The sequence below is a fragment of the Mesorhizobium sp. WSM4311 genome (assembly GCF_002295115.1).
GTDB lineage: Bacteria > Pseudomonadota > Alphaproteobacteria > Rhizobiales > Rhizobiaceae > Mesorhizobium.
The window spans coordinates 541,439-567,713 of the sequence record NZ_NSFV01000005.1 but is presented as its reverse complement, the minus strand read 5'-3'; the positions used below and the strand labels follow the sequence as shown (position 1 = coordinate 567,713).

Annotated in this window: 31 protein-coding genes and 1 pseudogene; 18 read left to right on the top strand and 14 right to left on the bottom strand. The window is 62.9% G+C overall.

Translation table 11 applies throughout. The annotated features are described in order from the left end of the window. A pseudogene (locus tag CK226_RS16965) lies at nucleotides 1-182 on the bottom strand (DNA recombination protein RmuC); the annotation flags it as partial. 274 nt (nucleotides 183-456) lie between these two features. Between CK226_RS16965 and CK226_RS16960 the strand changes: the two are divergent. Continuing rightward, complete coding sequence (locus tag CK226_RS16960; RefSeq protein WP_095792505.1) at nucleotides 457-1,383, top strand: AAA family ATPase; 927 nt, start codon at nucleotides 457-459, stop codon at nucleotides 1,381-1,383. A 28-nt stretch (nucleotides 1,384-1,411) separates the two neighbouring features. Then, on the top strand, nucleotides 1,412-1,819 hold the full coding sequence (locus tag CK226_RS16955) for a hypothetical protein (RefSeq protein ID WP_095792504.1): 408 nt from the start codon (nucleotides 1,412-1,414) through the stop codon (nucleotides 1,817-1,819). 12 nt (nucleotides 1,820-1,831) lie between these two features. Here CK226_RS16955 and CK226_RS16950 read toward each other — a convergent pair whose 3' ends face one another. Continuing rightward, on the bottom strand, nucleotides 1,832-3,103 hold the full coding sequence (locus CK226_RS16950; protein WP_095792503.1) for a DNA recombination protein RmuC: 1,272 nt from the start codon (nucleotides 3,101-3,103) through the stop codon (nucleotides 1,832-1,834). A 103-nt stretch (nucleotides 3,104-3,206) separates the two neighbouring features. Between CK226_RS16950 and def the strand changes: the two genes are divergently transcribed. The 4 genes from def to truA all read left to right on the top strand — a co-directional run bounded on the left by def (nucleotide 3,207) and on the right by truA (nucleotide 6,125). After that, complete coding sequence (gene def, locus CK226_RS16945; protein ID WP_056573548.1) at nucleotides 3,207-3,737, top strand: peptide deformylase; 531 nt, start codon at nucleotides 3,207-3,209, stop codon at nucleotides 3,735-3,737. Between the two features lie 6 nt (nucleotides 3,738-3,743). Beyond that, complete coding sequence (gene fmt, locus CK226_RS16940) at nucleotides 3,744-4,697, top strand: methionyl-tRNA formyltransferase (protein WP_095792502.1); 954 nt, start codon at nucleotides 3,744-3,746, stop codon at nucleotides 4,695-4,697. Next, the gene (locus tag CK226_RS16935; RefSeq protein ID WP_095792501.1) at nucleotides 4,694-5,200 is read left to right on the top strand and encodes an N-acetyltransferase; all 507 of its coding nucleotides are present in this window, start codon (nucleotides 4,694-4,696) and stop codon (nucleotides 5,198-5,200) included. The genes fmt and CK226_RS16935 overlap by 4 nt, the downstream gene beginning before the upstream one ends. Before the next feature lie 178 nt (nucleotides 5,201-5,378). After that, the gene (truA, locus tag CK226_RS16925) at nucleotides 5,379-6,125 is read left to right on the top strand and encodes a tRNA pseudouridine(38-40) synthase TruA (RefSeq protein WP_095792499.1); all 747 of its coding nucleotides are present in this window, start codon (nucleotides 5,379-5,381) and stop codon (nucleotides 6,123-6,125) included. A 70-nt stretch (nucleotides 6,126-6,195) separates the two neighbouring features. Here the strand turns inward: truA and CK226_RS16920 are convergent, their stop codons facing one another. Beyond that, a complete protein-coding gene (locus CK226_RS16920; protein WP_095773250.1) occupies nucleotides 6,196-6,846 on the bottom strand; it encodes a transporter in 651 nt (216 codons plus the stop codon). A gap of 5 nt (nucleotides 6,847-6,851) precedes the next feature. Next, entirely contained in the window at nucleotides 6,852-8,045 is a 1,194-nt protein-coding gene (dapE, locus tag CK226_RS16915) for a succinyl-diaminopimelate desuccinylase (protein ID WP_095792498.1), read from the bottom strand. 125 nt (nucleotides 8,046-8,170) lie between these two features. Between dapE and CK226_RS16910 the strand changes: the two genes are divergently transcribed. Beyond that, nucleotides 8,171-9,241, top strand: coding sequence for a 2-dehydropantoate 2-reductase (locus tag CK226_RS16910; protein WP_095792497.1), 1,071 nt, complete (start codon nucleotides 8,171-8,173; stop codon nucleotides 9,239-9,241). Here CK226_RS16910 and CK226_RS16905 read toward each other — a convergent pair. The 4 genes from CK226_RS16905 to dapD form a co-directional block, all read right to left on the bottom strand. Continuing rightward, nucleotides 9,144-9,917: a hypothetical protein gene (locus tag CK226_RS16905; protein WP_095792496.1), complete on the bottom strand. Its 774-nt coding sequence runs from the start codon at nucleotides 9,915-9,917 to the stop codon at nucleotides 9,144-9,146. The genes CK226_RS16910 and CK226_RS16905 overlap by 98 nt on opposite strands. A gap of 127 nt (nucleotides 9,918-10,044) precedes the next feature. After that, a complete protein-coding gene (locus CK226_RS16900; protein WP_179296442.1) occupies nucleotides 10,045-10,422 on the bottom strand; it encodes a DUF805 domain-containing protein in 378 nt (125 codons plus the stop codon). Further along, entirely contained in the window at nucleotides 10,415-10,777 is a 363-nt protein-coding gene (locus CK226_RS16895; RefSeq protein WP_095773254.1) for a DUF805 domain-containing protein, read from the bottom strand. Before CK226_RS16895 ends, CK226_RS16900 begins: the two co-directional genes overlap by 8 nt. 72 nt (nucleotides 10,778-10,849) lie before the next feature. After that, nucleotides 10,850-11,704 carry a 2,3,4,5-tetrahydropyridine-2,6-dicarboxylate N-succinyltransferase gene (gene dapD, locus CK226_RS16890; protein WP_095792495.1) on the bottom strand — a complete coding sequence of 285 codons (855 nt, stop codon included), beginning with the start codon at nucleotides 11,702-11,704 and terminating at the stop codon, nucleotides 10,850-10,852. Between the two features lie 224 nt (nucleotides 11,705-11,928). Between dapD and CK226_RS16885 the strand changes: the two genes are divergently transcribed. After that, the gene (locus CK226_RS16885) at nucleotides 11,929-12,774 is read left to right on the top strand and encodes an LOG family protein (RefSeq protein ID WP_095773256.1); all 846 of its coding nucleotides are present in this window, start codon (nucleotides 11,929-11,931) and stop codon (nucleotides 12,772-12,774) included. 104 nt (nucleotides 12,775-12,878) lie between these two features. Here the strand turns inward: CK226_RS16885 and CK226_RS16880 are convergent, their stop codons facing one another. Next, the gene (locus CK226_RS16880) at nucleotides 12,879-13,583 is read right to left on the bottom strand and encodes a pyrimidine 5'-nucleotidase (protein ID WP_095773257.1); all 705 of its coding nucleotides are present in this window, start codon (nucleotides 13,581-13,583) and stop codon (nucleotides 12,879-12,881) included. 162 nt (nucleotides 13,584-13,745) lie between these two features. Here CK226_RS16880 and CK226_RS16875 point away from each other — a divergent pair, with 162 nt between their 5' ends. The 3 genes from CK226_RS16875 (at nucleotide 13,746) to CK226_RS16865 (ending at nucleotide 16,326) form a co-directional block, all read left to right on the top strand. Continuing rightward, entirely contained in the window at nucleotides 13,746-14,507 is a 762-nt protein-coding gene (locus tag CK226_RS16875) for a GGDEF domain-containing protein (RefSeq protein ID WP_095792494.1), read from the top strand. A 185-nt stretch (nucleotides 14,508-14,692) separates the two neighbouring features. Next, nucleotides 14,693-14,890, top strand: coding sequence for a hypothetical protein (locus CK226_RS16870; RefSeq protein WP_095792493.1), 198 nt, complete (start codon nucleotides 14,693-14,695; stop codon nucleotides 14,888-14,890). Next, complete coding sequence (locus CK226_RS16865; RefSeq protein WP_095792492.1) at nucleotides 14,887-16,326, top strand: GMC family oxidoreductase; 1,440 nt, start codon at nucleotides 14,887-14,889, stop codon at nucleotides 16,324-16,326. The genes CK226_RS16870 and CK226_RS16865 overlap by 4 nt, the downstream gene beginning before the upstream one ends. Before the next feature lie 60 nt (nucleotides 16,327-16,386). Here the strand turns inward: CK226_RS16865 and CK226_RS34925 are convergent, their stop codons facing one another. Next, on the bottom strand, nucleotides 16,387-16,554 hold the full coding sequence (locus CK226_RS34925; protein WP_179301067.1) for a hypothetical protein: 168 nt from the start codon (nucleotides 16,552-16,554) through the stop codon (nucleotides 16,387-16,389). Nucleotides 16,555-16,648: 94 nt separating this feature from the next. Here CK226_RS34925 and CK226_RS16860 point away from each other — a divergent pair, with 94 nt between their 5' ends. Continuing rightward, the gene (locus CK226_RS16860; protein WP_095792491.1) at nucleotides 16,649-17,143 is read left to right on the top strand and encodes a MarR family transcriptional regulator; all 495 of its coding nucleotides are present in this window, start codon (nucleotides 16,649-16,651) and stop codon (nucleotides 17,141-17,143) included. Nucleotides 17,144-17,194: 51 nt separating this feature from the next. Here the strand turns inward: CK226_RS16860 and CK226_RS16855 are convergent, their stop codons facing one another. Next, nucleotides 17,195-17,827 (bottom strand): TetR/AcrR family transcriptional regulator, encoded by a 633-nt coding sequence (locus CK226_RS16855; RefSeq protein ID WP_095792490.1) that lies wholly within the window; start codon nucleotides 17,825-17,827, stop codon nucleotides 17,195-17,197. Nucleotides 17,828-17,929: 102 nt separating this feature from the next. Between CK226_RS16855 and CK226_RS16850 the strand changes: the two genes are divergently transcribed. Beyond that, nucleotides 17,930-18,334 carry a VOC family protein gene (locus CK226_RS16850; RefSeq protein WP_095792489.1) on the top strand — a complete coding sequence of 135 codons (405 nt, stop codon included), beginning with the start codon at nucleotides 17,930-17,932 and terminating at the stop codon, nucleotides 18,332-18,334. Nucleotides 18,335-18,400: 66 nt separating this feature from the next. Here CK226_RS16850 and phhA read toward each other — a convergent pair whose 3' ends face one another. After that, on the bottom strand, nucleotides 18,401-19,237 hold the full coding sequence (phhA, locus tag CK226_RS16845) for a phenylalanine 4-monooxygenase (protein WP_095773264.1): 837 nt from the start codon (nucleotides 19,235-19,237) through the stop codon (nucleotides 18,401-18,403). A 139-nt stretch (nucleotides 19,238-19,376) separates the two neighbouring features. Between phhA and CK226_RS16840 the strand changes: the two genes are divergently transcribed. From CK226_RS16840 to CK226_RS16830, 3 genes are all read left to right on the top strand, one after another. After that, nucleotides 19,377-19,853: an Lrp/AsnC family transcriptional regulator gene (locus tag CK226_RS16840; protein ID WP_095788497.1), complete on the top strand. Its 477-nt coding sequence runs from the start codon at nucleotides 19,377-19,379 to the stop codon at nucleotides 19,851-19,853. Nucleotides 19,854-19,964: 111 nt separating this feature from the next. Then, nucleotides 19,965-21,512: a magnesium-protoporphyrin IX monomethyl ester anaerobic oxidative cyclase gene (gene bchE, locus CK226_RS16835; RefSeq protein WP_095792488.1), complete on the top strand. Its 1,548-nt coding sequence runs from the start codon at nucleotides 19,965-19,967 to the stop codon at nucleotides 21,510-21,512. A gap of 165 nt (nucleotides 21,513-21,677) precedes the next feature. Next, nucleotides 21,678-22,076, top strand: a complete 399-nt coding sequence (locus tag CK226_RS16830) for a RidA family protein (RefSeq protein WP_095792487.1) — start codon at nucleotides 21,678-21,680, stop codon at nucleotides 22,074-22,076. 30 nt (nucleotides 22,077-22,106) lie between these two features. Here the strand turns inward: CK226_RS16830 and argB are convergent, their stop codons facing one another. Next, nucleotides 22,107-23,000: an acetylglutamate kinase gene (gene argB / locus CK226_RS16825; RefSeq protein ID WP_038651183.1), complete on the bottom strand. Its 894-nt coding sequence runs from the start codon at nucleotides 22,998-23,000 to the stop codon at nucleotides 22,107-22,109. A 162-nt stretch (nucleotides 23,001-23,162) separates the two neighbouring features. Then, complete coding sequence (locus tag CK226_RS16820; protein WP_095792486.1) at nucleotides 23,163-24,659, bottom strand: amidase; 1,497 nt, start codon at nucleotides 24,657-24,659, stop codon at nucleotides 23,163-23,165. Between the two features lie 138 nt (nucleotides 24,660-24,797). On the opposite strand from CK226_RS16820, the gene CK226_RS16815 reads away from it, so the two are divergent. Continuing rightward, nucleotides 24,798-25,337 (top strand): sigma-70 family RNA polymerase sigma factor, encoded by a 540-nt coding sequence (locus tag CK226_RS16815; protein ID WP_095788500.1) that lies wholly within the window; start codon nucleotides 24,798-24,800, stop codon nucleotides 25,335-25,337. After that, nucleotides 25,334-26,056 (top strand): anti-sigma factor, encoded by a 723-nt coding sequence (locus CK226_RS16810; protein ID WP_095792485.1) that lies wholly within the window; start codon nucleotides 25,334-25,336, stop codon nucleotides 26,054-26,056. Before CK226_RS16815 ends, CK226_RS16810 begins: the two co-directional genes overlap by 4 nt. Nucleotides 26,057-26,275: the final 219 nt, after the last annotated feature.

Below are 26,275 nucleotides of genomic sequence, written 5' to 3'. Positions count from 1 at the left end.
CCGGGCTCGAGTTTCGCCGCGGGCGCCCGTGACGGCGTCTCCGGGCCGGCATCGCCATCGGCCTGCGCGCCGAACTCCAGCGCCTCGATCTTCTGGCCGCGCTTGGTCACTTTCGATGTCGAGACCAGGATATCGTCGATGTCCTTGGCCGACTGGCCGAAATGCACCTGCAGCTTGCGCACGACAGCAACAGCAGCGACGGCATTGGCTGCTGAAATTTCAAGGCGTGACGACCATCGAGGATCAGTAGTAGCGGTCGACGAATTTCCCTCGCCATTAACCCTCAACTATCCTAGCGACGGATATCGATCCTCGGAATGAGGCGTATCCCACATGCTTCGACAGAGTGCAGGCTAGAACGGCACTTGCACACAAAAAAAGTCCCGACTCCACCTAGATTTGGGGACGTACATAGTATCGAGTGGCGGCGGGAAAATCGAAACGGGGAGGCTTGAGATGAAAATTGTATCCGTCATCAACTATAAGGGCGGCGTCGGAAAAACTACGGTCACAGCCAATATAGCTGCTGAGTTGGCTATGAGGGGGAAGAAGATACTAATTATTGATTTGGATCCCCAAACAAACCTCACGTTTTCGTTTATTAGACCCGCCGATTGGGAGAAAAATTTCGCTGAAAGAAGGACAATCAAGGAGTCTTTTGACAGCTTGTTGGAAGGGAAGAACTTCGACATAACAAAATTGATATATGCCCCCTCGCGAGTGAAGGTCGCCTTGGCTGGGCGGGGCAATATCGACATAATATGCTCGCATCTAGGTCTGATAAATGTTGACCTGGAGCTGGCAACCCTTTTGGGTGGTGCCAATATGCGCCAATCAAAGCAAAATTTTATTAGGGTGCACAGAAGATTAGCTGACGGTCTTGCGGAAATGGAAGACGATGCCTATGATGTAGTTTTGATAGACTGCCCGCCAAATTTCAATATTGTGACGAAAACTGCGATAGTTGCCAGTGATTATATTCTTGTTCCCACTAGGCCTGATTATTTAAGCACTCTTGGAATAGACTATTTGATACGAAACGTCGCCAGCCTCGTAGCCGATTACAACGACTACGCTAAGGAAGGACCGGCAGTTACTGAAGAGATACAGCCTGCCACCATCGGTATTGTTTTCAATATGATTCAGGAGCGCTCGGAGGCCCCTATTTCTGCGCAACAGACCTATATGCAGCAAGTTAGACGGCAGAGTGGGCTGACCGTTTTTACCTCTTATATAAAGCGAAATGATACGCTTTTCGCCAGCGCTCCGGAATCCGGCGTTCCGGTAGTTCTACAGAGCCACTCCGGTGGAACATACCGGAGTGTGGTTGAGGGGCTGGAAGAGGTCACTACGGAATTTGCGGGTAGCATCGGCTTGGTATGAGATGGCAAAAAATCCTTCAATTTCCACTATGACCGCAGCTATATTGCGGCGTCTTTCCGAGGCTGTGAAAAATGGCGATACGGAATATCTTTTCCGTATCTATAAGCTTTCGGAGACAGACCTCAAATCGAGGCTATCTACTTCTTTTGACAGAGGTAAACAAGCTGCAGAACTGAGTAGAGGGAAATACGGCCACAGGATAAACGTCGAAAATGACGAGTTATACAGGGAGTTTTCCAATTTTGAATCTAGGGATGAGCTGGAGAATATCATTTCTGCCCGATACGACAGTAAGGTAAAATTGGTCGATTTGGCGAAGAAACTTCAGGTTCATGTTACGAAAGATCACGATGCAAAGGCTATTGTGGAGAAAATAGTAGATGCAACGCTTGGTTACAGATTGAGAGCGAAGGCGATAAGAGGGGAAGATTACTAATGGCCTTACCGGCTAGTCGTCGCCTTCGACGACCCGCAGCCTGAGCTGCCCGGTCTTTGAATCGGCAGCGCGCGGTCCGGGCTCGAGTTTCGCCGCGGGCGCCCGTGACGGCGTCTCCGGGCCGGCATCGCCATCGGCCTGCGCGCCGAACTCCAGCGCCTCGATCTTCTGGCCGCGCTTGGTCACTTTCGATGTCGAGACCAGGATATCGTCGATGTCCTTGGCCGACTGGCCGAAATGCACCTGCAACTTGCGCACGCGCTCGTCGACGCGCGCGACATCCTCCATCAGCCGGATGACCTCGCCCTGGATCAGATGCGCCTGTTCGCGCATGCGGGCATCCTTGAGGATCGCCTGGATGACCTGGATCGACAGCATCAGCAGCGACGGCGAGACGATGACGACGCGGGCGCGGTGCGCCTTGTGGACGATCGCCTCGAAATTCTCGTGGATTTCGGCGAACACCGATTCCGACGGCACGAACATGAAGGCGGTGTCCTGCGTCTCGCCCTGGATCAGGTATTTTTCCGAGATATCGCGGACATGGATCTCGATGTCGCGGCGGAAGGCCTGGGACGCGACCTTCTGCAGATCGGCGCCGTCGGCGGCGCGGATGGCATTCCAGGCTTCCAGCGGGAACTTGGCATCGATGGCCAGCGAGGGCGCGCCGTTCGGCATCTTCACCAGGCAATCGGGCCGGCTGCCATTCGACAGCGTCGCCTGGAATTCATAAGCGCCATGCGGCAGGCCGTCGGCGACGATCGCCTCCATGCGCGACTGGCCGAAGGCGCCGCGCGTCTGCTTGTTGGAGAGGATCGCCTGCAGCTGCACGACCTGGCCGGCGAGCGACTGGATGTTGCCTTGCGCGACATCGATGATGGCCAGCCGCTCCTGCAGCTTGGCCAGGCTCTCATGCGTCGATTTGGTCTGCTCGGTCATGGTCTGGCCGAGGCGGCCGGTCATGGCGTCGAGGCGCTGGCCGATCGACTGCGTCAGCTCCGCCTGGCGCGCGCCGAACACTTCGGCGATGGCGCCCATGCGGCCCTGCATCTCGGCCTGGCTTTGCAAGATGCCGGCCATCCGCGCCTCGGCGTCGCGGGCATGGTCGGCGGCTTCCGCGGCAGCGATCGCGCGCGCCTTGGCCGACCGCCACAGCGCGACGACCAGCGCCACGAACAGGCCGAGAAACAACAAGGCGCCGAAGGCCAGGGCGTGGCCCAGCGTGATTGTCGAGGCGCCAAGCCGTGCGACGGGCTGCGAAAGGATGGTGCTCAGATCATTCATGTGGACAGCATAGCCGATTCGGTGGGCTGGCACAGATCAAAACGTGAACGATACTCAGCTCCACCGGTTGACGCTTTTCGCTGGACGTCTTACGTGGGACGCCATGCCGATCAAGCCGCTCATCATCCTTCCCGATCCCATCCTGCGCCAGGTTTCCAAGCCGGTGGAGCGCGTCGATGCGCCTTTGCGCAAACTGGCCGACGACATGCTGGCGACCATGTATGACGCGCCCGGCATCGGGCTGGCGGCAATCCAGATCGGCGAGCCGCTGCGCATGCTGGTGATCGATCTCGCCAAGGAAGACGAAACGCCGGCGCCGCATGTCTTCATCAACCCGGAGATCCTGGAAAGCGCCGATCAGCGCTCGGTCTACGAGGAAGGCTGCCTGTCGATTCCCGACTATTACGCCGAGGTGGAACGCCCGGCTTCCGTTCGCGTGAAATATCTCGACCGCGACGGCAAGTTGCAGGAGATGGAGGCCGAGGGGCTGATGGCGACCTGCCTGCAGCACGAGATCGACCATCTCAACGGCGTGCTGTTCATCGACCATATCTCGAAGCTGAAGCGCGACATGGTGGTGAAGAAATTCAAGAAGCTCGCCAAGGACAAGGCGCCGGGCAAGCTGGTGGGATAGGGGAACATGCCCCTGCGCGTCATCTTCATGGGCACGCCGGAGTTTTCGGTGCCGACGCTGCGCGCGATCGCCGAGGCCGGACATGAGATTTCCGCCGTCTACACGCAGCCGCCGCGCGCCGGCGGCCGGCGCGGGCTGGAGCTGACGCCGTCGCCGGTGCAGCGCGAGGCCGAGCGGCTGGGCATCGCGGTGCGCACGCCGACATCTCTCAAGGGCGAGGCCGAGCAGGCGGCGTTCAGCGCCCTGCAAGCCGATATCGCCGTGGTCGTCGCCTATGGTTTGCTGCTGCCGAAGCCAATTCTCGATGCGCCCCGGCTTGGCTGCATCAACGGCCACGCATCGCTTTTGCCGCGCTGGCGCGGTGCCGCCCCCATCCAGCGCGCCATCATGGCTGGTGACCTGGAAAGCGGCATGATGGTAATGCGCATGGAAGAGGGGCTGGACACCGGACCGGTGGGATTGCTTGAAAAATGCACCATCGAACCCGATATGACAGCCGGCGATCTGCATGATCGGTTGATGCGCGTCGGTGCTGCCCTGATGGTGGAAGCGCTGGCGCGGCTGGAGGGGAACACCCTGACATTTACCGCGCAAGCGGCGGAAGGGGTGACTTACGCCAGAAAAATAGATAAATCCGAGACGCGGGTGGACTGGACGCGGCCTGCGGCCGAGGTCCACAACCATCTTCGCGGCCTGTCGCCCTTTCCCGGCGCCTGGTCCGAAATAGACATTGGCGGCCGCATGGAACGGCTGAAACTGCTTCGCTCGACGCTGTCCGAAGGCCTGTCGCTTTCGGAAGGTTTGGGCGAGTCGGGAGGAATTCTCGATGACCGGCTGACGGTCGCCTGCGGGGCAGGCGCGATCAGGCTGGTCGAAGTTCAACGCGCGGGCGGAAAGCCCGCCGCCGCGTCGGAATTCTTGCGCGGAGCCAAGATCGTAAAAGGAATGAAGTTCTCATGAGCATGATGTCGATACGCGCGGCAACGCCGCGGGATCGCGAGGCAATTCGCCTCGTCGAGGAACACGCCTTCGGCCAGCAGGCGGAGGCCGGGCTGGTCGACGCGCTGGTGACCGGCGGCGACGCCGTCGTCGAACTGGTGGCGGAAGAAGACGGCCAGGTGGTCGGCCATATCCTGTTTTCGCGGCTGTTCGTCCAGAATGGCGGCAAGAGCTTCGCGGCCGTGGCGCTGGCGCCGCTGGCGGTGGAGCCTTCGTTTCACGGCAGCGGCATTGGCGGCGCGCTGATCCGCGAGGCGCATATCCGCCTCAGGGATGCCGGCGAGACGCTGGCGGTGGTGCTGGGCGACCCGGCCTATTACGGCCGGTTCGGTTATAGCCATGCGCGGGCCGAGAAGTTCGAGAGCGAATATCAAGGCGAGGCGCTGCAGGCGCTGGCCTGGGGCGACGCTCCGGAGGCCGGCAGCCTGGTCTACGCTTCCGCCTTCACCGCTCTCGCCGCGTAGAGCAGTCCACCGTTTCACGGAAACGGTGACCTGCTCTATCTCGTTGTTTTAACGCAATTCCGGACGGAAAACCGTTTCACACTTTTCCTGGAATTGCTCAGGGTTTTAACGCAATTCCGGACGGAAAACCGTTTCACACTTTTCCTGGAATTGCTCAAGGCGAGAGCTCTAGCCGCAAATGCCGCGTTTTCGCCTCGACATCGAATATGACGGCAACCTGTTTGCCGGTTGGCAGCACCAGGCCGACCAGCCTTCGGTGCAGCAGACGATCGAGCAGGCGATCGAGAAATTCTGCGGCGAGGCGGTGCGGCTGCGCGCCGCCGGCCGCACCGATGCCGGCGTGCATGCGACCGCCCAGGTGGCGCATGTCGACCTGGCCAAGCCATGGCCTGGCGACAAGGTGCGCGATGCCGTCAACGCCCACCTGCAGGCAGCCGGCGCGCATGTCGCCATCCTGAAGGCGGCGATGGTTCCCGACGATTTCGACGCGCGCTTCTCGGCCACCGGCCGCCACTATCTCTACCGCATCCTTAACCGCCGCGCGCCCGCGGCGCTGGAAAAGGGCAAGGTGTGGTGGGTGCCGAAGCGGCTCGACGCCGGCGCCATGCACGAGGCAGCAAAAATCCTGCTCGGCCGGCATGACTTCACCACCTTCCGTTCGACCCAGTGCCAGGCCAACAGCCCGGTCCGGACGCTGGAACGGCTCGATGTGAGCCGGGCTGGCGACATGATCGAGGTGAGAGCCTCGGCCCGTTCCTTCCTGCACAACCAGGTGCGCTCCATGGTCGGCTCGCTCAAGCGCGTCGGCGATGGCGGCTGGACCGAGGCCGACCTCAAGGCAGCGCTCGAAGCGCGCGACCGCGCCGCCTGCGGCCAGGTGGCGCCGCCCGACGGGCTTTTTCTCATTGGCGTCGATTATCCCTGAACAGAGTGCAGAAGCTCTGTCCGGAATAGAGTCCGAAGGCTCTATTCCGAAAAGAACCGGTAGGCCCTATTCAGAGCCCGGCAGGCTCCAACCCCGGAAACGGTCCGGAAAGGCTCTGGGCCCCGATATCGTCCGGCACGGTGATGCCAAGCAGCATCTGCAGCCCGAACAACACCAGCAGCGAAGCGATGAACATGCCGACGAAAACGGCGGTGCCGACCGCCGCACCCTTGCCGATCGTGGCATTGGTCATGCGCCAGGTCAGCGCCATCGACAAGGCGAACAGCAGCAGCGACACAAGGCTCGAGACCTGGCTTGCCGACGACAGGAAAAGCCTGATCAGCGCCGAGGGCAGCATGAGCCAGGCAGTGATGGCCGAGGCCCAGTTGCTGGCGACGACATAGTGGACGAAGCGCCCGCCAATGCCGGCGCGCGGCGCGACCAGGGCAAGCACGACCAGCGGCAGCACCCAGGAGCCGATGTCGACCGTCGCCAGGCGCACCAGCATGCCGAAACGGCCCACGAAGGCGTTGGGATCGCCGATCTCGTTGGCGATGCCGACCCAGCCCACGATCAGCGCCGGCGCGGCAACGACGATGGCGAAGAAGGAATTCCAGAAACCGTCGGCCGACAGGTCGAGCAGGCGCAGGCCGTCGGCCTTGCCGAGCATAAGCCGCCAGGCACCGGTCAACGAAGCTTGGGTTTCATCCGCCGAAAGCATGCTGCTCAGCCCTGTCCGAACCAGTCTTCGATGAAGCACTGGTAGATCCGCGTCAGCGTTTCGAGATCGGCAAGGGCGACGCGCTCGTCGACCATATGCATGGTCTTGCCGACCAGACCGAACTCGACCACCGGGCAGTAATCCTTGATGAACCGCGCATCCGACGTACCGCCGGAGGTCGACAATGTCGGCTCCTTGCCGACCGCCGCCTTGATCGAGCCGGCAAGTGTGTCGACCAACTTGTCGTCGCGGGTCAGGAAGACATGGCTTGGCCCGTCGCGCCAGACAAGGTCGTAGTCGACCGGCGCCTTCTTGCCCGGTCGGTACTTCTTGCGCTTGGCCGCCTGGTCGAGCCGGTTGTGGATTTCGGCCTGGACGGTCTCGGCCGTCCAGGTGTCGTTGAAGCGGATGTTGAAGGTCGCGGTCGCCTTCGCCGGGATGACATTGGTGGCCGGATTGCCGACATCGATGGAGGTGACCTCCAGATTGGTCGGCTGGAAATCCCTGGTTCCCTTGTCGAAGACGGGATGCAGCAAGGCGTCGACCAAGCCGATCAGACCGCGCACCGGATTGTCGGCAAGCTGCGGATAGGCGGCATGGCCCTGGCGGCCGTTGACGGTGACCGAACCGGACAGCGAACCGCGCCGGCCGATCTTGATCATGTCGCCCAGCGCATCCGGGTTGGTCGGCTCGCCAACGATCGAGGCATCCCATTTCTCGCCCCTGGAAGCCGCCCATTCGAGCAGCTTGACCGTGCCGTTGATGGCCGGGCCTTCCTCGTCACCGGTGATCAGCAGCGAGACCGAGCCCTTGGGGCCGCCATGCTTCTCGACATGGCGCGCTATCGCCGCGATGAAACAGGCGATGCCGCCCTTCATGTCCACGGCGCCACGGCCATACATCTCGCCATTGGCGATCTCGGCGGCGAAAGGCGGATGCGTCCAGGCGGCCTCGTCGCCGACCGGCACGACATCGGTATGGCCGGCGAACATCAGATGCGGGCCGTTGCCGGACCGCCTTGCATAGAGGTTCTCGATGTCGGGCGTGCCGTCTTCCGAAAAGACCGGCCGGTCGACCAGGAAGCCGAGCGGTTTCAGCATCGTTTCCAGGGCGCTCAGCGCACCGCCTTCGGCTGGTGTCACTGAGGCGCAACGGATAAGGGCGGCGAGGTTGGCGGTGGGATCGGTCGGCAGCGTCATGGCAAAAGCGATAGTCGAAAGCTGAGGGCCTGTCACGGGCAGACATAGGAGCCAGCGCAATGGCAGACGATGCCGCCGACATTATGGTTTTCATGTCGTATAGTCGGGCCGGTGCGGAGCAAGAGATGGCAGACGGGGAAAAACGGATCGTCATCGCCGGCGCCGGCAGCATCGGCTGCTATGTCGGCGGCTGCCTGGCGCTTGCCGGGCGGCCGGTTGTGCTGCTGGCCCGGCCGCGCATCGAGGCAGCGCTGCGGCAAGGCGGATTGCGCGTCAGCGACCTTGAAGGCCGCGATCGCCTGGTCAAGCCTGACGCGCTCGGGATCACCGCCGATCCCGCCGTCGCTCTGCCGCAGGCGGATGTGATCCTGGTGACCGTCAAGAGCGGCGCGACGCAGGCGATGGCGGCGCTGATCGAGGCCCATGCCCGACCCGACGCGGTGGTGGTCAGCCTGCAGAACGGCGTCGACAATGCCGACAGGCTGCGCGCCGGGTCTGGCCTGCGCACCGTGCTGGCCGGCATGGTGCCGTTCAATGTGGTGCAATCGCCTGACGGCGAGCTGCCGCTGCGCGTCCACCGCGCCAGCGACGGCAAGGTGATGATCGAGGATGGCGGCCCTGCCGGCCGTCTCGATGTCGCCGGCCTTCTCGATGTCGCCAGTCTTCTTGATGTCGAAGGGCTGGCGGTAGAGACGCATGGCGACATGAAGGCCGTGCTGTGGGGCAAGCTTTTGATGAACCTCAACAACGCTCTGGTGGCATTGTCGGACCTGCCGCTGGCGAGCGAACTCGCCGATCGGCGCTGGCGGCTGATCCTGGCCGGCCAGATCGACGAGGCGCTGCGGGCGATGAAAGCCTCCGGCATCGCGCCGGCGCGGATCGCCGGACCGCGGCCGGCGCTGCTGCCGAAAGTGCTCCGGCTGCCGGACTGGCTGTTCAAACGGCTGGCGCGGCGCATGCTGGCGATCGACCCTCAGGCACGCTCGTCGATGTGGGACGATCTGCAGCGCGGCCGGCCGACGGAAATCGGCGAGCTGCAAGGCGCGGTGCTCGGCCTCGCCGAAAAGACGGGGACGCCGGCGCCGCTCTTGAAAAGCGTTACCGCTTTGGTGCGCGCGGCGGAAGCGGCGCGGCTTGGCCCGCCCGGCCTGGCGCCGGAACAGGTCGTGCCGCCGGGTGCCTCTCGATCAGCGTGATCTTCTGCCAGATCTTGCGCGACAGGTTGGACGCCAGGTTCTCGATGTCATTGACGCCGTCGATGACGACATTGTCATTGACCGACTGCGCGAACAGCGCGGCGATCTTACCGGTGATCGACAGCATTTCGGAGCAATAATCGAGGTAGCGAGCGAGATCGGCGGCATTGGTGATGCGGGCCGGGGAATGCGCCGTCGGCTTGAAATCGGCCGAGAGCGCCGCCGGATCCTTGGTCAGCTGGTGCATGTCGATGACATGGATCAGCGAGCGCAGGCCGTGCAGCTGGCGAAACACCCGCTTGCGCTTTATGCGCTCCTCGGTGCGGATCAGCGCCAGCAGGCCGAGCACGGCAAGGATGATCATGTTGATCGTGGCTTCGATGCCTTGCACCGACTGCACCGCATCGTCAGCCTGGGAGATGTGAATGAGCGGCAGGATGGTGCCGACGAACAGGAAGATCAACGCGCCGGCGAGGACGGCGGCGATGATGAGCCCGCGCAGCCACCAGATCGGCGCTTCGAGCGCCTGGGCCGCCTTGGCCAGATCGCGTGACAGCGACACCAGTTCGGCGGCGACGCCGCGCAGCCCGGCCTGGGGAAACCGTTCCGCAACGCGCTCCTCAAGCCGTTCGGCGGTCTCGATGATCAGTTTCGGATCAAGCGTGCGGTAGCGCATGTCCGATCGGCCCTCAGAGCATGATGCCGAAAAGTGTGAAGCGGTTTTCGGACGACATCATGCTCTATCTCTTTGATTTAGAGACGGATTCAGATTTCAGGTCGATTCGACCTGAAATCATCCGGCTCTAGCGTTGCGCCGGCTCGTTGGTGCGCCGGCCATAGCGGTTGGGCCCAGGCTGCCCTGGAAACAGGCACAACACAAGAAAGGCGACGATCGAGACGACCGGTACGAACAGGATCAGCGCGGCAATGCCCGGCTTGTCGAGGTCGTGCAGCCGCTTCACCGCCAGCGCGATGTTCGACCATAGCGAGGCAATGAAAGCGATGAAGAAGATGAACGACCACATATTGCCCTCAGCCGAACCTTCCGGCACCAGCGTGAAGCGGTAGAGCGGGAAGGCCTGGATAATGGCGACGAGCAGGCCACCAAGAAAATAGGCCGCGCGGCTGACGCGGCCCGATGTCTTGAAGAAAAGCCAGGTGAGATTTGGACTGTCAGGCAAGCGGGTCCGGTCCGTATTGATTGGCACCGCTGGTGCCTTGGAGGATGCCGAGTTCGACCAGCAGCCAGATGCCGCCGATGACAGGTACGAGGCCAATCAGCGTCCACCAGCCCGACTTGTCGCGGTCGTGCCAGCGTTTCGCGTAGAGGGCAATAGCGAAATAGATCGATGCCAGCGCGAAGAGGATGCCGATGATGCCGACCTGAGCGCCGCTGCTGGTGGTGAAACGCGTGCCAAGGATCGAGTCGAGAATGAAGGCGACGATGCCGATAACGATGAACACGCCGATGCCGGCCCAGAACTTGGCGCGATTGATGCGGCCGTCGAAACTTGTCAGCAGATATTTCCAGTCCATGTCACCCCTCCATGTTGAACCAGCGCGACGGATTGTCGCGCCGGCGGAAGGTGCGCCCGCTTTGCGGAAAGATCAATCGCGCAGCAATTCGTTGATCGAGGTCTTGGACCGGGTCTTGGCGTCGACGCGCTTGACGATGACGGCGCAGTAGAGGCTAGGCCCCGGCTCGTTGTTCGGCAAAGGCTTGCCCGGCAGCGAGCCGGCGACGACCACCGAATTGGGCGGCACTTCGCCGTAGAAGATCTCACCGGTGGCGCGGTCGACGATCTTGGTCGACTGGCCGATGAACACGCCCATGCCGAGCACCGAGCCTTCGCGCACGATGCAGCCCTCGACGACTTCCGAACGCGCGCCGATGAAGCAATTGTCCTCGATGATGGTGGGGCCGGCCTGCATCGGCTCGAGCACGCCGCCAATGCCGACGCCACCCGACAGATGCACGTTCTTGCCGATCTGGGCGCAGGAGCCGACCGAGGCCCAGGTATCGACCATGGTCCCCGTATCGACATAGGCGCCGACATTGACAAAGGATGGCATCAGCACGGCGCCCGGCGCGACATAGGCGGAACGGCGCACGATCGACGACGGCACGGCGCGGAAGCCTGCCTTCTCGAAATCGACCGCACTCCAGCCATCGAACTTGGACGGCACCTTGTCCCACCAGACGGCCTGGCCCGGGCCACCCTTGATGATCTCCATCGGGTTGAGCCGGAAGGAGAGCAGAACGGCCTTCTTCAGCCACTGGTTGACCTGCCACGTGCCGTCGGCCTGGCGCTCGGCGACGCGCGCCGTGCCGCGGTCGAGCAGGTCGAGCGCGGCCTGGATGGCGTCGCGCGTCTCGCCGCGGGTCGCGGTCGAAATCGTATCGCGTTCGTCGAAGGCCTTCTCGATGGTCTTTTCGAGGCTCGCCAGATCGGGCTTCGACATGAATTCGCTCCATTACCAAGCTGTTAAGGGGCCGCGCCTTAACCTGTTTTGAAGTCGCGTGGACCCTGGGCGTGCTTCGCCTGCCTGGGTCTTTGCATAAGCAGGTTCTTGTCGCAAAACCGCCGGACACGTTTGCGGAACCTGCTTATGTTAAGGCTCAGTGAGGGTCAATCGCACCTGCGTCATGGGACGGCGCAGTCAAGGAAATCTGGACGGGTAATTTGATGACACCTATGGAAAAGGCGGGGTGGACGCCGCTGCCGCATTCGGACGAGGATCTGGAGCGGTCGAAAAGCGTGCCGGACACGCCGCAGACGCGGGCCGAGACCTACCGGCTTGCCTGGAACGATCCCGACTTCATGACGCGGCGCGAATTGCGCGCGGTGCGGCTGCAGCTCGAACTCTTGAAGCCGGAAATGATCCTGGCCGAGCGCGGCATCCGTTCGACGGTGATCCTGTTCGGCGGCGCGCGCCTGCCGGAACCCGGCGGCGTGGCCTGGGCGGCCAAGAACGAGACGCAGAAGAAGAACCTCGAGGAAAACAGCAAATATTACGAGGAGGCGCGCAAATTCGCCCGCCTGTGCTCGCGGCAATCGGCCGCCTCATACTACCGCGAATATGTAGTGGTGACCGGCGGCGGCCCCGGCGTGATGGAAGCGGGAAATCGCGGCGCCGACGATGTCGGCGCGCCGTCGATCGGACTCAACATCGTGCTGCCGCATGAGCAGGCGCCGAACGTCTATGTGACGCCGGAGCTGTGTTTCAACTTCCACTATTTCGCCATCCGCAAGATGCACTTCGTCATGCGCGCCAAGGCGGTGGCGGTGTTTCCCGGCGGCTTCGGCACGATGGACGAGTTCTTCGAGACGCTGACGCTGATCCAGACCGGACGCATGGAGCGCGTGCCGGTGATCCTGTTCGGCAAATCGTTCTGGAAACGCGCGATCAACCTCGACTTCCTCGCCGAGCAAGGCACGATCAGCCCCGGCGACCAGGACATCATCGATTTCGTCGACACCGCCGACGAGGCCTGGGGGATTGTCAGCCGGTTCTACAAGTTGGGGGAGTGAGGGAGGAGTTGGGGAACTCGAGAATTGAGGAATTGAGGAATTGAGGAGGATCGTGGCCCCCGCATTCCCGATCAAATCTCCAATTCTTCAGTTCTTCAATTCCCCTACTCCCTCTCCACAATCGCGGTCAAAAACCCCGCCAGATCGTCAGTGACGAAATCGACGTCGTCTTCCTGCGTGGGGTCGCGTTCCCAGATCTCGGCGAAGGTCGGCTCGAAATTGCGCGGCACGACGAGCACGGTGGTCATGCCCAGCGCCTTGGGCACCTCCAGGTTGCGGGCGAGGTCCTCGAACATCACCGCATTGTGGCCGGTAACGGCATGCAGCTCGGCGAACTTCTCGTAGGTCTGGCGCGCGGGCTTGGGATTGAGGCCGGCGGCGACGATATCGAAGATGTCGTCGAAATGGTCGAGGATGCCGAGCTGGCGCGCGGTGCGCTCGGCATGCCGGCGGTCGCCATTGGTGAAGATGAACTTGCGGCCGGGAAGCTGGCGGATAGCGGTGCCCAGGACAGGGTCGGGCACCAGCCATGAATAGTCGATGTCATGCACCTTCTCGAGGAAATCGTCGGGATCGATGCCGTGGCGCGCCATCAACCCGTTCAGCGTCGTGCCATATTCGCGATAAAGCTCCTTCTGCAGCTTGCGCGCCTCCTCGCGCGGCAGCGACAGCAGCTCCCCGACATAGGCGGTCATCTTGACGTCGATCTGCGAGAACAGATTCGAATGATGCGGATAGAGCGTGTTGTCGAGGTCGAACACCCAGTCGGTGACATGGGCGAAGCGGGCGGGGTCAGGCTGCGTGGTCATGCGCTCCTTATGGCATGAAACGCGGATTCTGAAATGGACTTTATCCACAACTTCCACGCGCTTTTGGTGGCAGAAATGGCCGCAAGATTCAAATTTTATGCAACCGGGAAAGGTGGCCTTCAGGGCTTGCTGGCACAGAGAAAGTCCTGTGGGGAGCCCGCGATGAACAGCATCATTCTGAAATCCGCCGCTATCGCTTTCGCCTCCGTCGCCGCCTCGCTTGTTCTGACGCTGATCATCGTTCCGGCCTTGGGATTCCCGATCAGCCGAACGATCTGGCTGAGTTCGACGCTCTGTCCGCTGGTGCTTGCATGGGCGGCCTGCGCCAGCACCTTCTGGCAGAGCGACAGGCTGAAGAACGCGCACCGCGAACTGGCCCGGGCACACGCCCAGCTTGCAGCCGCGCACCGCCGCCTGTCGGAGAAGGCCAGCCGCGACGACATGACCGGCATGCTCAACCGGGAAAGCTTCTTTGCCGCGTTGGACGGTTCGCGGCGCAAGTCCGACCGCGGCGCGCTGCTGATCATCGACGCCGACCATTTCAAGAAGATCAATGACAGTTTCGGCCACCTGACCGGTGACGACGCGCTGCTGCTGATCGCCAGCGCCATCGAGCGCGGCGTGCGCAGCGGCGACGTGCTTGGCCGCATCGGCGGCGAGGAGTTCGGCGCCTTTCTGGTCGGCGCCACCGAGCAGGAAGCCAAGCGTGTCGCCGAGCGCATTCGCCGAGAGGTCGAGCTGATCCGCTTCCGGCCGGTGGACGAACGGACCATTCCGCTGACCGTCAGCATCGGCGGCACCGTGTGCGGCGAGGACGTCAACGTATCGGATTTGATGCGCGCCGCGGACCGGCGCCTCTACCAGGCCAAGCATGGCGGCCGCAACCTGACGATCCTCGATACGGACATTTCCGCGGCCGCGTGAGCCGGCCGGTCGGGCACACCTCGCCCGTTAAGGAATTTCTAACCCTGTTTGCATTCGGTTGTAGCACTTGCCCGCCTTTTCACGCCTTGGGGCCGGGCTTGGCACGATACTGGCGTCTGTGACGATGCGTGTGCCGTTTGGGGAATGTCATGCGCGCATCGAGGCCCTTATCCGAGAGACCCGGCATGTGCTTCTTCAAGAAAATGTCGCGCCGCACGCTCGTGCAGGCGCTGATCGCCCTGCCTGCCTTGTCCTTGTTCCGCAAGCTGCCTGAAGCCGACGCGGCCCGTGCCGGTCCTTCAAGGGCCGATCCGTCACCGGCCGACCCGAATGAGATCGTCGAGGTCAATGGCTGGATCCTGAAGCGGAGCGACCTGGCATGATCTTCGACAGTCATGAGGCGTATCTCGCCGCCAACTTCAAACCCAAAGTCTGCATCCTCGGTTCGGGTCCGGCCGGCACCACCATTGCCCGCAAGCTGGGCGCCGCCGGCATCCCCGTCGTGGTGCTGGAGGCCGGCTCGCGCGAGTTCAGCGACGAGTCGCAGGATTTCTACCGCGGCACCACGGTCGGCGATTTCTATTTCGACCTCGACATCACCCGGCTGCGGTATATGGGCGGCAGCTCCAACCATTGGGCCGGCTGGTGCCGCGTGCTCGACAAGCAGGATTTCGAGCCGAAGGCCTGGGCACCCGACACAGGCTGGCCGATCCGACGCACCGACATCGAGCCCTATCTGCCGGAGGTGCACGATATCCTCGAACTTCCTGATTTCCGGCCTGATGTGCCGATCTCGGACGACATTCGCTGGGTGCAGCTGATCAAGAGCCCGGCGGTGCGCTTCGGCGAGAAATTCGCCGACGAGCTCGACAAGAGCCGCAACATCGCCGTCGTGCTCAACACCTATGCCACCGAGCTTGCCGGCGACGGCAAACGGGTGACCGGCGCCAAACTATGGTCCAACGGCCAGGACGCGGGCGCCTTCAGCGCCGACTATTTCATCGTCTGCACCGGCGGGCTGGAGAATTCACGGCTGCTTCTGTGGTCGAACCAGCGTTCCAATGGCGGCGTGGTCCCGAACGCCACGGCACTTGGCAGCTACTGGATGGAACACCCGACCTTCGAGGGCGGCAATGCCATTCTTGCCGACTATGGCGAGTTCGAGGTGGATGCCGTCAACGAGGCCTTCTTCTCGCCGACGCTTGCCGCGATGGAGCGCCTGCGGATCATGAATTTCGGCATCAGGCTGATCGAGACGCCCTATGCCGGCGTCAAACATGTGATTGCCGACCTCGCCTGCACGGCGCCCGACATGGCCGAATGGGTCGCCTATCGGCTCAGCCAGAACCTGCGCTGCGCGGCGCAGCTCTACGTCGCCTGGGAACAGGCGCCGCTGGCCTCCAACCGGATCGAGCTGTCCAAGACCGATGTCGACCATGCCGGCGTGCCGCGCATCGAGATGCACTGGAAGAAATCGGAGCTCGAGCGCCGCACGCTTGTCGAAGGCCTGAAGCTGTTCGGCACGACGCTCATCGAGAAGAATCTCGGCCGTGTCCGTCTCATGGACTGGATTGCCAATAGCGAGGATTATCCGACCGACGAGGAGACCGCCGGCCACCATCACATGGGCGGCACACGCATGGGCACCGACATCACCAGAAGCGTGGTGGACGCCAACTGCAAGGTGCACGGCATGGACAATCTCTATGTCGGCGGCTCCTCAGTGTTCTGCACATCCGGTCAAGCCAACCCGACGACGACGATCACCGCGCTGGCCTGCCGGCTGGGAGATCATCTGAGCAAGGTGGTCGCTGTCTGACATTCCACGGTAGCCGGCGCCAGTGATGGCGCCGGCAGATGCGCGGCATCGTGCTCCAGCTCAGAAGCCGTAGATGGCGATGCGCACCAGTACCGCCGCGGCGGCCAGCGCGACGAGCAGGATGCCGAGGCCGATGGGGGAACCCCAGCCGTACCATTCCATCGCCAGCTTGGCGTATTTGAATTCGTCCTCATGCGAGAGAGGGGTACGTTGTTCGATCGAGCTCATTTTTCACTCCGTGTCGGCGGCCGGCCCTTGCCTTGTCGGCAGTGCCGCCGCATATTGCTGCGATAGTCTAAATGTTAGACGGATTGATAGTTAGATGGTCGAAATAAATTCGTCAAGCGGATATCGCGACGAAATGGCGGCCGCGATCGGCGTTGCCGTGATGCAGTGGCAGGACGCCACGCAGGCCTATGACGAGGCGGTGGGAACGCGGCTCGGGCTGAACGTGGCCGAGCGCCATTGCATCGGGCTGCTCCATGGCGGCCCGCAATCGGCTGGCGCGATCGCGACCGCGACCGGCCTGACGCCGGCCGCCGTGACGGCGCTGATCGACCGGCTGGAGGCGCGCGGGCTGCTGACGCGCACGCGCAGTCTCGAGGACAGGCGCAAGGTGGTGATTGAAGCGACCGAGGCGACGCGGGAGCTGTCGGCGCGCTATTACGGCGCCATCGCCAAGGAGGGCGAAAAGGTGATCGCCACCTTCAGCGACGCCGAGCTCGCGACCATATCACGCTTCGTCAACGCCGCGCTCGACCTGCAGCGTGCCCAGCTTGCGCGGCTGAAGGCCGAGGGGCCGGACACCCCTGGATGATTGGGTGCGGTATGTCGGCGGCGTTGTCGCAAACGTCGGCGGGGAACGGCACTATTTCGGCTGGGCCCCGTAGACGGCCAGAAATGCCTCCACTGAGGCATCCGCGTGCCGTTCCAGTTCGGCCTTGGAGCGCCGGTTGCCGCCCGTGAACATGGCTTCATTCATGGGGATCCAAAGAAGCATCCCAAAAAGATGGCTGGCTGCCAGATAGGGATCGCTTGTTTGTAACAGTCCTCGATTGGTGAGCTTTTGAAAGCAGGACGCCGTCGAGGCAAGCATGCGCTCAAAACCTTTTTCGTACCAAGCGCGGCCAAGCTGCGGCATTCGATCCGCGTTGGCGATGATCAAGCGTCGCAGCTTCAACAACTCTTCATCCATGAGAACCGCTATCAGGCGTCTGGCAAGCTGCTGCAGGCCGCCTTCCATGAATTTCGCCTCGGAAAGCAGCGTCGTCACGGCCTCGATGATGTCATTGACCTGGGTAGCGGTTGACAGAACGACTTCGCCGAACAGCGTCTCCTTGTCGGTGAAATGCTTGTAGATGGTCTGCTTGGAAGCCCCCGCCTTGGTGGCGATTTCTTCCATGCTGGTCCCGTCATAACCCTTGCTGATGAACGCCGCCGTGGCCGCCTGGATGATCTCACGATCCTTGCGAGCCGATCTGGTCTCACCGTCGGTTTTCATTGCGCCCTTCCAACCAGTACTAGACGGTACCGTTCTCTCATGGTAGCCATGAAACGGTACTGGACTGACTAGTACCTGTCAACGAAGGCAAGGCTTAGACCGATGACCAAGATGATCTTCATAAATCTGCCGGTGCGCGATCTGCAGGCAGCGACCAACTTCTATCTCGCGATCGGCGGCACGCTCAATCCGCAGTTCTCGAACGACCAGGTCAGCTCGATCATGTTCTCCGACGCGATCGGGGTGATGTTGCTGACGCACCAGCATTACGGCCAGTTCACAACCCGCCAGATCGGCGACGCCAGGCGTGACAGCCAGATGCTGATCGCGCTCACCGCCGGCAGCAAGGACGAGGTCAATGCCACGATCGAGAAGGGCGTCGCGGCCGGCGGCCGCGCCGATCCCAACCCCGCGCAGGACCTCGGCTTCATGTTCAACCGCCACATCGAAGACCCCGACGGCAACGTCTGGGAGCTCCTGTGGATGAACCCCGCCGCCATGCAATAGCCCAGCGGGATCAAAGCGTCCAAAGCGCGTCGCGTTGAAACGGATTCATGCGACGCGCTTTGTGTTTTAGACCGTCGCCGGGTCGAGTGCCGGCTGGTCCTTGCGGCGCGCGACGATCGCCTCGAAATCGGCCGTCTGGAAAGCATCGCGCAAGGCGTCGAAGGATGGCAGCACGAAATAGGCGCGCTGGAACTTGTCGATCTCGTAGCCGGTGCGCATCACCGTTTCGAGATCGAAAGGCACATGGTGGGCGTCCTTGCCCTCGACGGCGAACTGCAATTCGGTGAAGGACGACATCAGGCCGGCGCCAAAGGCCTTCAACGGCTGGCCGGCCTCCTGCATCAAGCCGTATTCGGCCGTGTACCAGTAGAGCCGGGTGATCATCTCGTCACCGCCGAGCGCGATGATGTCGCCGGCCTTCTTGCCATACATCTGCATGAAGTCGGCGAAGACCGGCTGCGATAGCACCGGCACGTGGCCGAAGAAATCATGGAACATGTCCGGCTCGACGATGTAGTCGAGCTCCTGCCTGGTGCGCAGCCAGTTGGTGACCGGGAAGCGGCGGTTGGCGAGATGATCGAAGAAGGGGGCGGCGGGAATGAGGCCCGGCACCGCAACGATCTCCCAGCCGGTCAGCTTGCGCAGCTTGGTGCTGACGTCCTCGAAGTCGGGAATGCGGTCGAGCAGGCCGAGTTTGTCGACACCGTCGAGATAGGAATGGTGGGCGAGCTTGCGCGTCAGCTTGGTCTGGCGGTCGCACAATGTGCGCCACACCGCCTGTTCCTCGCCGCTGTAGTCATAGCCCTGGGCCACGGTGAAATCGGCACGGCATACCGAATAGTCGCCGCGCAACCCCTGCGCCGCGCAATCGCGGGCATATTCGGCAACGCTCATCGTCGTCATGGTTTTTCTCCTCGCAAATCGGCAATGGCAGACGTGTCCGAAGGGTAACCGGATTTGCCGAGGCAATTTGGTTCCGATGGTGGCTCATCAGCGATATTCGGGATAACATTCACTCACAATCCGGATCGGAGGAGTGAAAATGCCTCAATTTGACGACTTCGAGATCAAGATGCTCGATGTGCTGCAACGCGACGGGCGCAAGCCCGTCTCCGAACTGGCGCAAGAGATCGGCCTGTCGACGACGCCATGCGCGCGGCGCTTCGAGGCGCTGCAGGATGCCGGCATCATCAAGGGCTTTGCCGCGGTGATCAGCCGCCGCGCGGTCGGCCTGATGGTCGAGGTGTTCATCCAGGTGCGCCTGGTCAGCCACAGCGACGGCTCGCCGGAAAAATTCATTGCCGCGGTGCAGCGCATGGACGAGGTGTCCTCGTGCTGGACGATGACCGGCGACCACGACTTCCTGCTGCATGTGATGGTGCCTTCGGTCGACGAGCTCAACGCCTTCGTCATGCATCGGCTGATGCGGCTCGACGGCGTGCGCGACGTCCACACGCAGCTCGTGCTGCAGAACATCAAGGGCCCCGGCCACGTGCCGCTCGCGCATCTCAGGAAGTAGCGCCATCTCCAGCGCTCCTGCGGAAAAGCTGCACGCAAACTGCTGAAACGGGCCAATCGGGCGGCTAGATCGCCGGCCAGCATGCGCGGACCAATCTCTCGGAGGTCCGCCATGAAAATCGTCCTGATCAATCCGCCGCACACCGCCATCGGCAGCCGGGTGCCGGATGATCATCTGCCGCCGCTTGGACTGCTGGCGATCGGCGGCCCGCTCATCGATGCCGGCCACGACGTACGCCTCGTCGATGCCGAGTTCGGGCCGATGCCGCTCGACAAGGTGGTGGACGACGCCTTGGATGACATCCCGGACTTCGTCCTGATCGGCCATTCCGGCTCGACCTCGGCGCACCCGACCGCCTTGCTGATCGCGGAGATGATCAAGGAGCGCGAGCCGGCGACGATCATCATCTATGGCGGCGTCTTCCCGACCTACCACTGGTGCGACATATTGGCGGCGACCGACGTCTTCGACTTCATCGTGCGCGGCGAGGGCGAAGCGACCGTGGTGGCGCTGGTCGAGGCGCTGGAAATGCACCAGCCGCCGGCGAGCGTCGCCGGCGTCGCCTTTCGCGACGATCTGCGCCGGCCCTTCGCCACGCAGGCGGCCATGACCATTGCCGATCTCGACGCCTACCGCGTCGGCTGGGAGCTGATCGACCACCGCCGATACAGCTACTGGGGCGGCAAGCGCGCCGTGGTGATGCAGTTTTCGCGCGGCTGTCCGCATCTGTGCAACTATTGCGGCCAGCGCGGCTTCTGGACCCGTTGGCGGCATCGCGATCCCAAAAAGTTCGCGCAAGAGATCGCCTGGCTGCACCGCGAACATGGCGTCGAGCTGGTCAATCTCGCCGACGAGAACCCGACGGTTTCGAAGAAGGCGTGGCGGGCCGTTCTCGACGCCCTGATCGCCGAGAACGTGCCGGTGCTGATCGTCGGCTCGACGCGTGCCGACGACATCGTGCGCGACGCCGACATCCTGCATCTCTACCGCAAGGCTGGTGTCATCCGCTGGCTGCTCGGCATGGAAAACACCGACGAGCAGACGCTGCAATTGATCCGCAAGGGCGGCAGCACCTCGTCCGACCGCGAGGCGATAAGGCTGCTGCGAAAGCATGGCATATTGTCGATGGCGACGTGGGTGGCCGGCTTCGAGGATGAGGGGTTTCGCGACCTGTGGCGCGGTTTTCGCCAGCTCATCGCCTATGACCCCGACCAGATCCAGGCGCTCTATGTGACGCCGCATCGCTGGACGCCGTTCTTCCGCATCACGCGCGACCGCAAGGTCATCCAGAAGGATGCCCGGCTGTGGGACTACAAGCACCAGGTGCTGGAGATGACACGGCTGAAGCCGTGGATGCTGTTCTTCAGCGTCAAGCTGATCGAGCTTGCCGTGCAATCGCGGCCGAAGGCGCTGGCGCGCATCCTGTTCCACCCCGACCCCGAGCAGCGGCATTCGATGCGCTGGTACACCAGGATGGGCCGCCGGGTCTGGTTTCGCGAGGTCTGGGGTTTCCTGGTCCGAGACATCAGGGTGAAGGACGGCCCGACGCTTGCCGAATTCTGGGGCGCGCCGCAGGACGCCGAGGAGGAATCGATGATCGTCGCACGTCCACCGCGCAAGCCGGCCGAAGCTGCCGTCGCGATTTCGCCGGGCGCCTGACCGGCTTGCCGCTCTCTCACAAAAATACGCGGCGTATCTATATTGACATACGCCGCGTATCCACCCACATCCGGCATACGGGGCGTATGTAAATTGCCCCGGACAGTGGAGCGCAGGTCGCGATCGTCGGGAGATCGGGCCTGCCTTTGTTTGAACGGAGTGAAAATGACCAAACGTGACGCGATCTTCCCTGCCGGCCGGCAGGCTCTCTATGACATCAACCGCTATTCGGCGGCGATCCGCTCGGGAGACCTTCTGTTCGTCTCAGGGCAAGTGGGCAGCCGCGAGGACGGGTCACCCGAGCCTGTCTTCGAAAAGCAGGTCCAGCTTGCCTTCGACAACCTCGCGGCCGTACTGAAGGCCGCAGGCTGCACGTTCGACGACATTGTCGACGTCACCACATTCCACACCGATCCCGCCGCGCAGTGGCAGGCGATCGACGCCGTCCGACTGAAGGTGTTCGGCGAACCGCCCTACACGAACTGGACCGCGGTGGGCGTGAACTGGCTGGCGGGCTTCGACTTCGAGATAAAGGTCATCGCGCGCCTTCCGCAATCCGCCTGATCGGCTGAGCGGGAGCGACGAGTGTGCTGCTCAAGGCACGATCAGCGTGCCGGCGCCGTGTTCGGTGAAGAGTTCGAGCAGCACCGCATGCGGCGTCTTGCCGTTGAGGATGACGACGCCTTCGACGCCGCGCTCGATCGCCTCGATGCAGGTCTCGACCTTGGGGATCATGCCGCCGGAGACCGTGCCGTCCTTGATCAGCGCCCTGGCCTCGGCGACGGTCAATTCGTCGATCAGCTTCTTGTTCTTGTCGAGCACGCCGGGCACGTCGGTGAGGAACAAAAGGCGCGAGGCCTTGCAGGCGCCGGCAATGGCGCCGGCGAAAGTGTCGGCATTGATGTTGTAGGTATGGCCGTCGCGCCCGGGCGCCACCGGCGCCAGCACCGGGATCATTTCGGAGCGGGCCAGGAGGTCGAGCAGCGTGCGGTCGACCTCGACCGGCTCGCCGACGAAGCCCAGATCGAGCACCCGCTCGATGTTGGAATCGGGATCGATCATGGTCTTGCGCGCCTTTTCGGCGAACACCATGTTGCCGTCCTTGCCGCACAGGCCTATCGCCCATTCGCCCTCGGCGTTGATCAGCGCGACGATCTCCTTGTTGATCGAGCCGGCCAGCACCATCTCGACGATCTCGACCGTCTTCTGGTCGGTGACGCGCAAGCCGCCCTCGAATTTGGATTCTATGCCCATCTTGGTCAGCATGGCGCCGATCTGCGGCCCGCCGCCGTGAACGACGATCGGGTTGACGCCCGATTGCTTCAGCAGCGCGATGTCGCGGGCAAAGGCCTTGCCGAGCTCGATGTCGCCCATGGCGTGGCCGCCATATTTCACCACGACGGTCTTGTGTTCGTAGCGCTGCATGTAGGGCAAAGCGCGAGACAGCAGGGCGGCCTGCATTTCGGCGGTGGCGGCGATGTCCGTCATCGGGCGGTTCCCTGGCTTTTTGGTTTATGCATGTCGTTGCCCCAAAACCGCCGGGCACTTTTGGGCGACATGCATCAGGTAAAGACGGCGGCGTCTTAGCGGGAATTGGCGCGGGGGGCAAATGGCATTGCTGTCATATTCGCCGCGTTCACGGCCTCGTCATCATGACGGCACCATCAGCGGCGCCCGCCGTTTCAGCCAACCCGAAAGCTTCTCCATCTGCGCGGCGAAGGACAAAAGCGTCTCCTCGTCCCCCGGGCGCCCGGCGGCCTGGATGCCGAGCGGCAGGCCGGCCTCGGTGACATGGACGGGCAGCGCGATCGATGGCTGGCCGCTGACATTGTGGATCGCCGGCCAGTGCGTGAACAGAAGGCTCTTGTCCATCAACTGGCCGAACAGTGGCTTGAGCTTCAGCAAAGGCGTGAGATGAAGCTTGTCGAGCAGGTTTTCGATCAGCTCGTCGGCGCCTTTCGGGTCCATGGCGCCGCAGGCGAGCGGCGGGTGCGCGATAACAGGCATCAGCACCGCATCGTAGTGCGCGGTTTCCTCGATCATCCGGCGCGAGGCGGCGTGTAGCCGCTGCAGGCCGGCATAGATCTCGCCGGCAGAGACCATTTCGCCCAACCGGCCGAGCACCCGGGTGGCGCGCTCGACGTCGCCGGTAACGGAACGGCCGACGCGCAGCGCCTCGGCCCGCAGCGTGCCGGCAACAGCGGAAGCGACCGTCCTGCAGAAATCGGCCATGAAATCGCGGCCGATGAAGGGCAGGTCGATCTCCACGACGGTGTGGCCGCCCTCGCGCGCAAGCGCCACGGCGGTGTCCAGCGCTTTCATAGTTTCGGCCGAGATCGGCAGGCCAAGCGGCGACTCGCGGTAGACGGCCAGGCTGAGCTTGCCCGGGTCGCGCGCGGCAGCGGCGGCGAATGTGCCCTTCGGCGGCAGTGCCGCATAGGGCGACAGGGAGTCGGGACCGTGGGTGAGGTCGAGCAGCAGCGCGCAATCGCGCACCGAGCGGGTGACGGCATGATCGACCACCATGCCGTACCAGCTTTCGCTGACCAGCGGCGTCAGCGGGATGCGGCCGCGCGAGGTCTTGAGGCCGACCAGGCCCGTGCAGGCGGAAGGCACGCGGATCGAGCCCCCGCCATCGGAGGCATGCGCCACCGGCACCACGCCGGCAGCGACCAGGGCCGCCGCGCCGCCCGACGAGCCGCCACTGGTGTGGCCGGTGTTCCAGGGATTGCGGGTGATGCCGAAGGCCTTGGATTCGGTCATCAGCCGCAGCCCGTGCTCCGGCGATGTCGAAGTGACGATCGGGATCAGCCCGGCGGCGAGGTAGCGGTCGGTCATAACCGAATTGACGTCGGGCACCGAGGCCGGAATGCGGCTGCCGCCATGCGAGGGCACACCCTTGACGGCGATGCCGAGGTCCTTGATGGCAAAGGGCACTCCGGCCAGTGGCAGCGAGCGGTCCATGGTTTTCGCCCGCGCCCGCGCGGCCTCGTAGAGCGGCTCGGCCGTGGCATTGATTTCAGGCCTTGTGGCCTCGGCGCGCGCGATCGCCGCGTCGGTCAGCTCGATCGCCGACAGCTCGCCCTTGCGCACCAGACCGGCGAGGCCGGTCGCGTCTTCTTGCCACAGGATCCATTCGACCGACATCGGCGCTTCCCCGTTCCCCGCCAAGCTAGCCAGCGGCTCATCCCTTGGCAATCGAAGCCTGCGCCAGGACGCCGGACTTTAGGTGCACCGAATATTTCCAGCGTTGCAAATACAACGCAATCGCCTAACTTGGCGCGCATGACGCCGCAGGACATCACCAAGCTGATCGTCCGGACTTCGATGAAGGATCGGGCCGCGTTCGATCTGCTCTACCGGCAGACCAGCGCGAAACTTTTCGGTGTGTGCCTTCGTGTATTGAACGACCGGGGAGATGCTGAAGAAGCGCTACAGGAAGTCTTCGTCAAGATATGGACGAAGGCGGATCGTTTTGCCGTCTCCGATCTGAGCCCGATCTCCTGGCTGGTGGCAATCGCCCGCAACCACGCGATCGATCGCGTCAGGGCGCGGCGCAAGCCTGCCGCCGATATCGATGCCGCGCTTGACGTGGCCGATCCGGCACCGGGACCTGAAGCGATGGTGGTGGCGGGCGACGAATCCGTACGCATCCATCATTGTCTCGAGGAACTGGAGAAAGACCGGGCGGCGGCCGTCCGGGGCGCTTATCTCAAGGGCGAAAGCTATGCCGAACTGGCGGAGCGCCACGGCGTGCCGCTGAACACGATGCGTACCTGGCTGCGCCGTAGCCTGATGAAACTGAGAGAATGTCTGGAACGATGACACTGGCAGAGGACAATGGACCGGAACGTGGAGGCGACGACCTGTTCGCCGCCGAATACGTTCTCGGTGTTCTGCCGGTGGAAGAGCGGCAGATCGCCTCCAGGCGCATCGACAGCGAGACCGATTTCGCACGGCTCGTCGATGGCTGGGAGGTACGCCTGTCGCCATTGGCATCAGCCTATGCGGAGGTCGAGCCGCCGCCTTCGGTGAAGGCTGCTGTCGACCGCCGGCTGTTCGCATCGACCGCGGCCACATCGGCCGAGGCACGCGCCGGCCTGTGGTCCAGCCTCGCCTTCTGGCGCGGCCTTGCCGTGGCTGCGGTCGCGGCCCTGGCGCTCTATATCGCCGTGCCCTATGTCAATCGGCCGGCCGAACAGCCGCAGGCGCGGCTTGTCGCCTCGCTGGCGGCCGACGGCAGCGATGTAAAATATCTCGCCGTCTATGATTCCGAGCGGCATGACGTCAGCCTTTCGCATGTTTCCGGCACGCTCGCTTCCGGCAAGGACTTCGAACTTTGGATGATCGAGGGCAAGAACGCTCCGGTCTCGATGGGCGTCATCCCGGCCGGCGCGACCGCGCATATCGGGGTCTCGCCCGCCACGCAGCAGAAGCTGGCGCAGGGCGCGGTGCTGGCCGTTAGCCTGGAACCGGCCGGCGGCTCGCCGACGGGACAACCGACCGGACCGGTGGTTGCCGCTGGCGACCTGAAGGGCATCTGACCTGCTGCATATCGCAGCGAAGCCGTCTCCGGAATGTTCCCAATATATCTTATGTAACACATGCCTAGAACAGGTGTGCGTGCCGGCAAGAAGGCACGCCAGCAGATCTCTTTGCCCGAGCGAAAAAATCAAAAATCTGAGAATATTCTGAAACTCGTGCGTTTGTGTTCCGTATCTCCTCGCGTTCCCACAAATGGGAAGAGAAACCCGAGGAGTTTG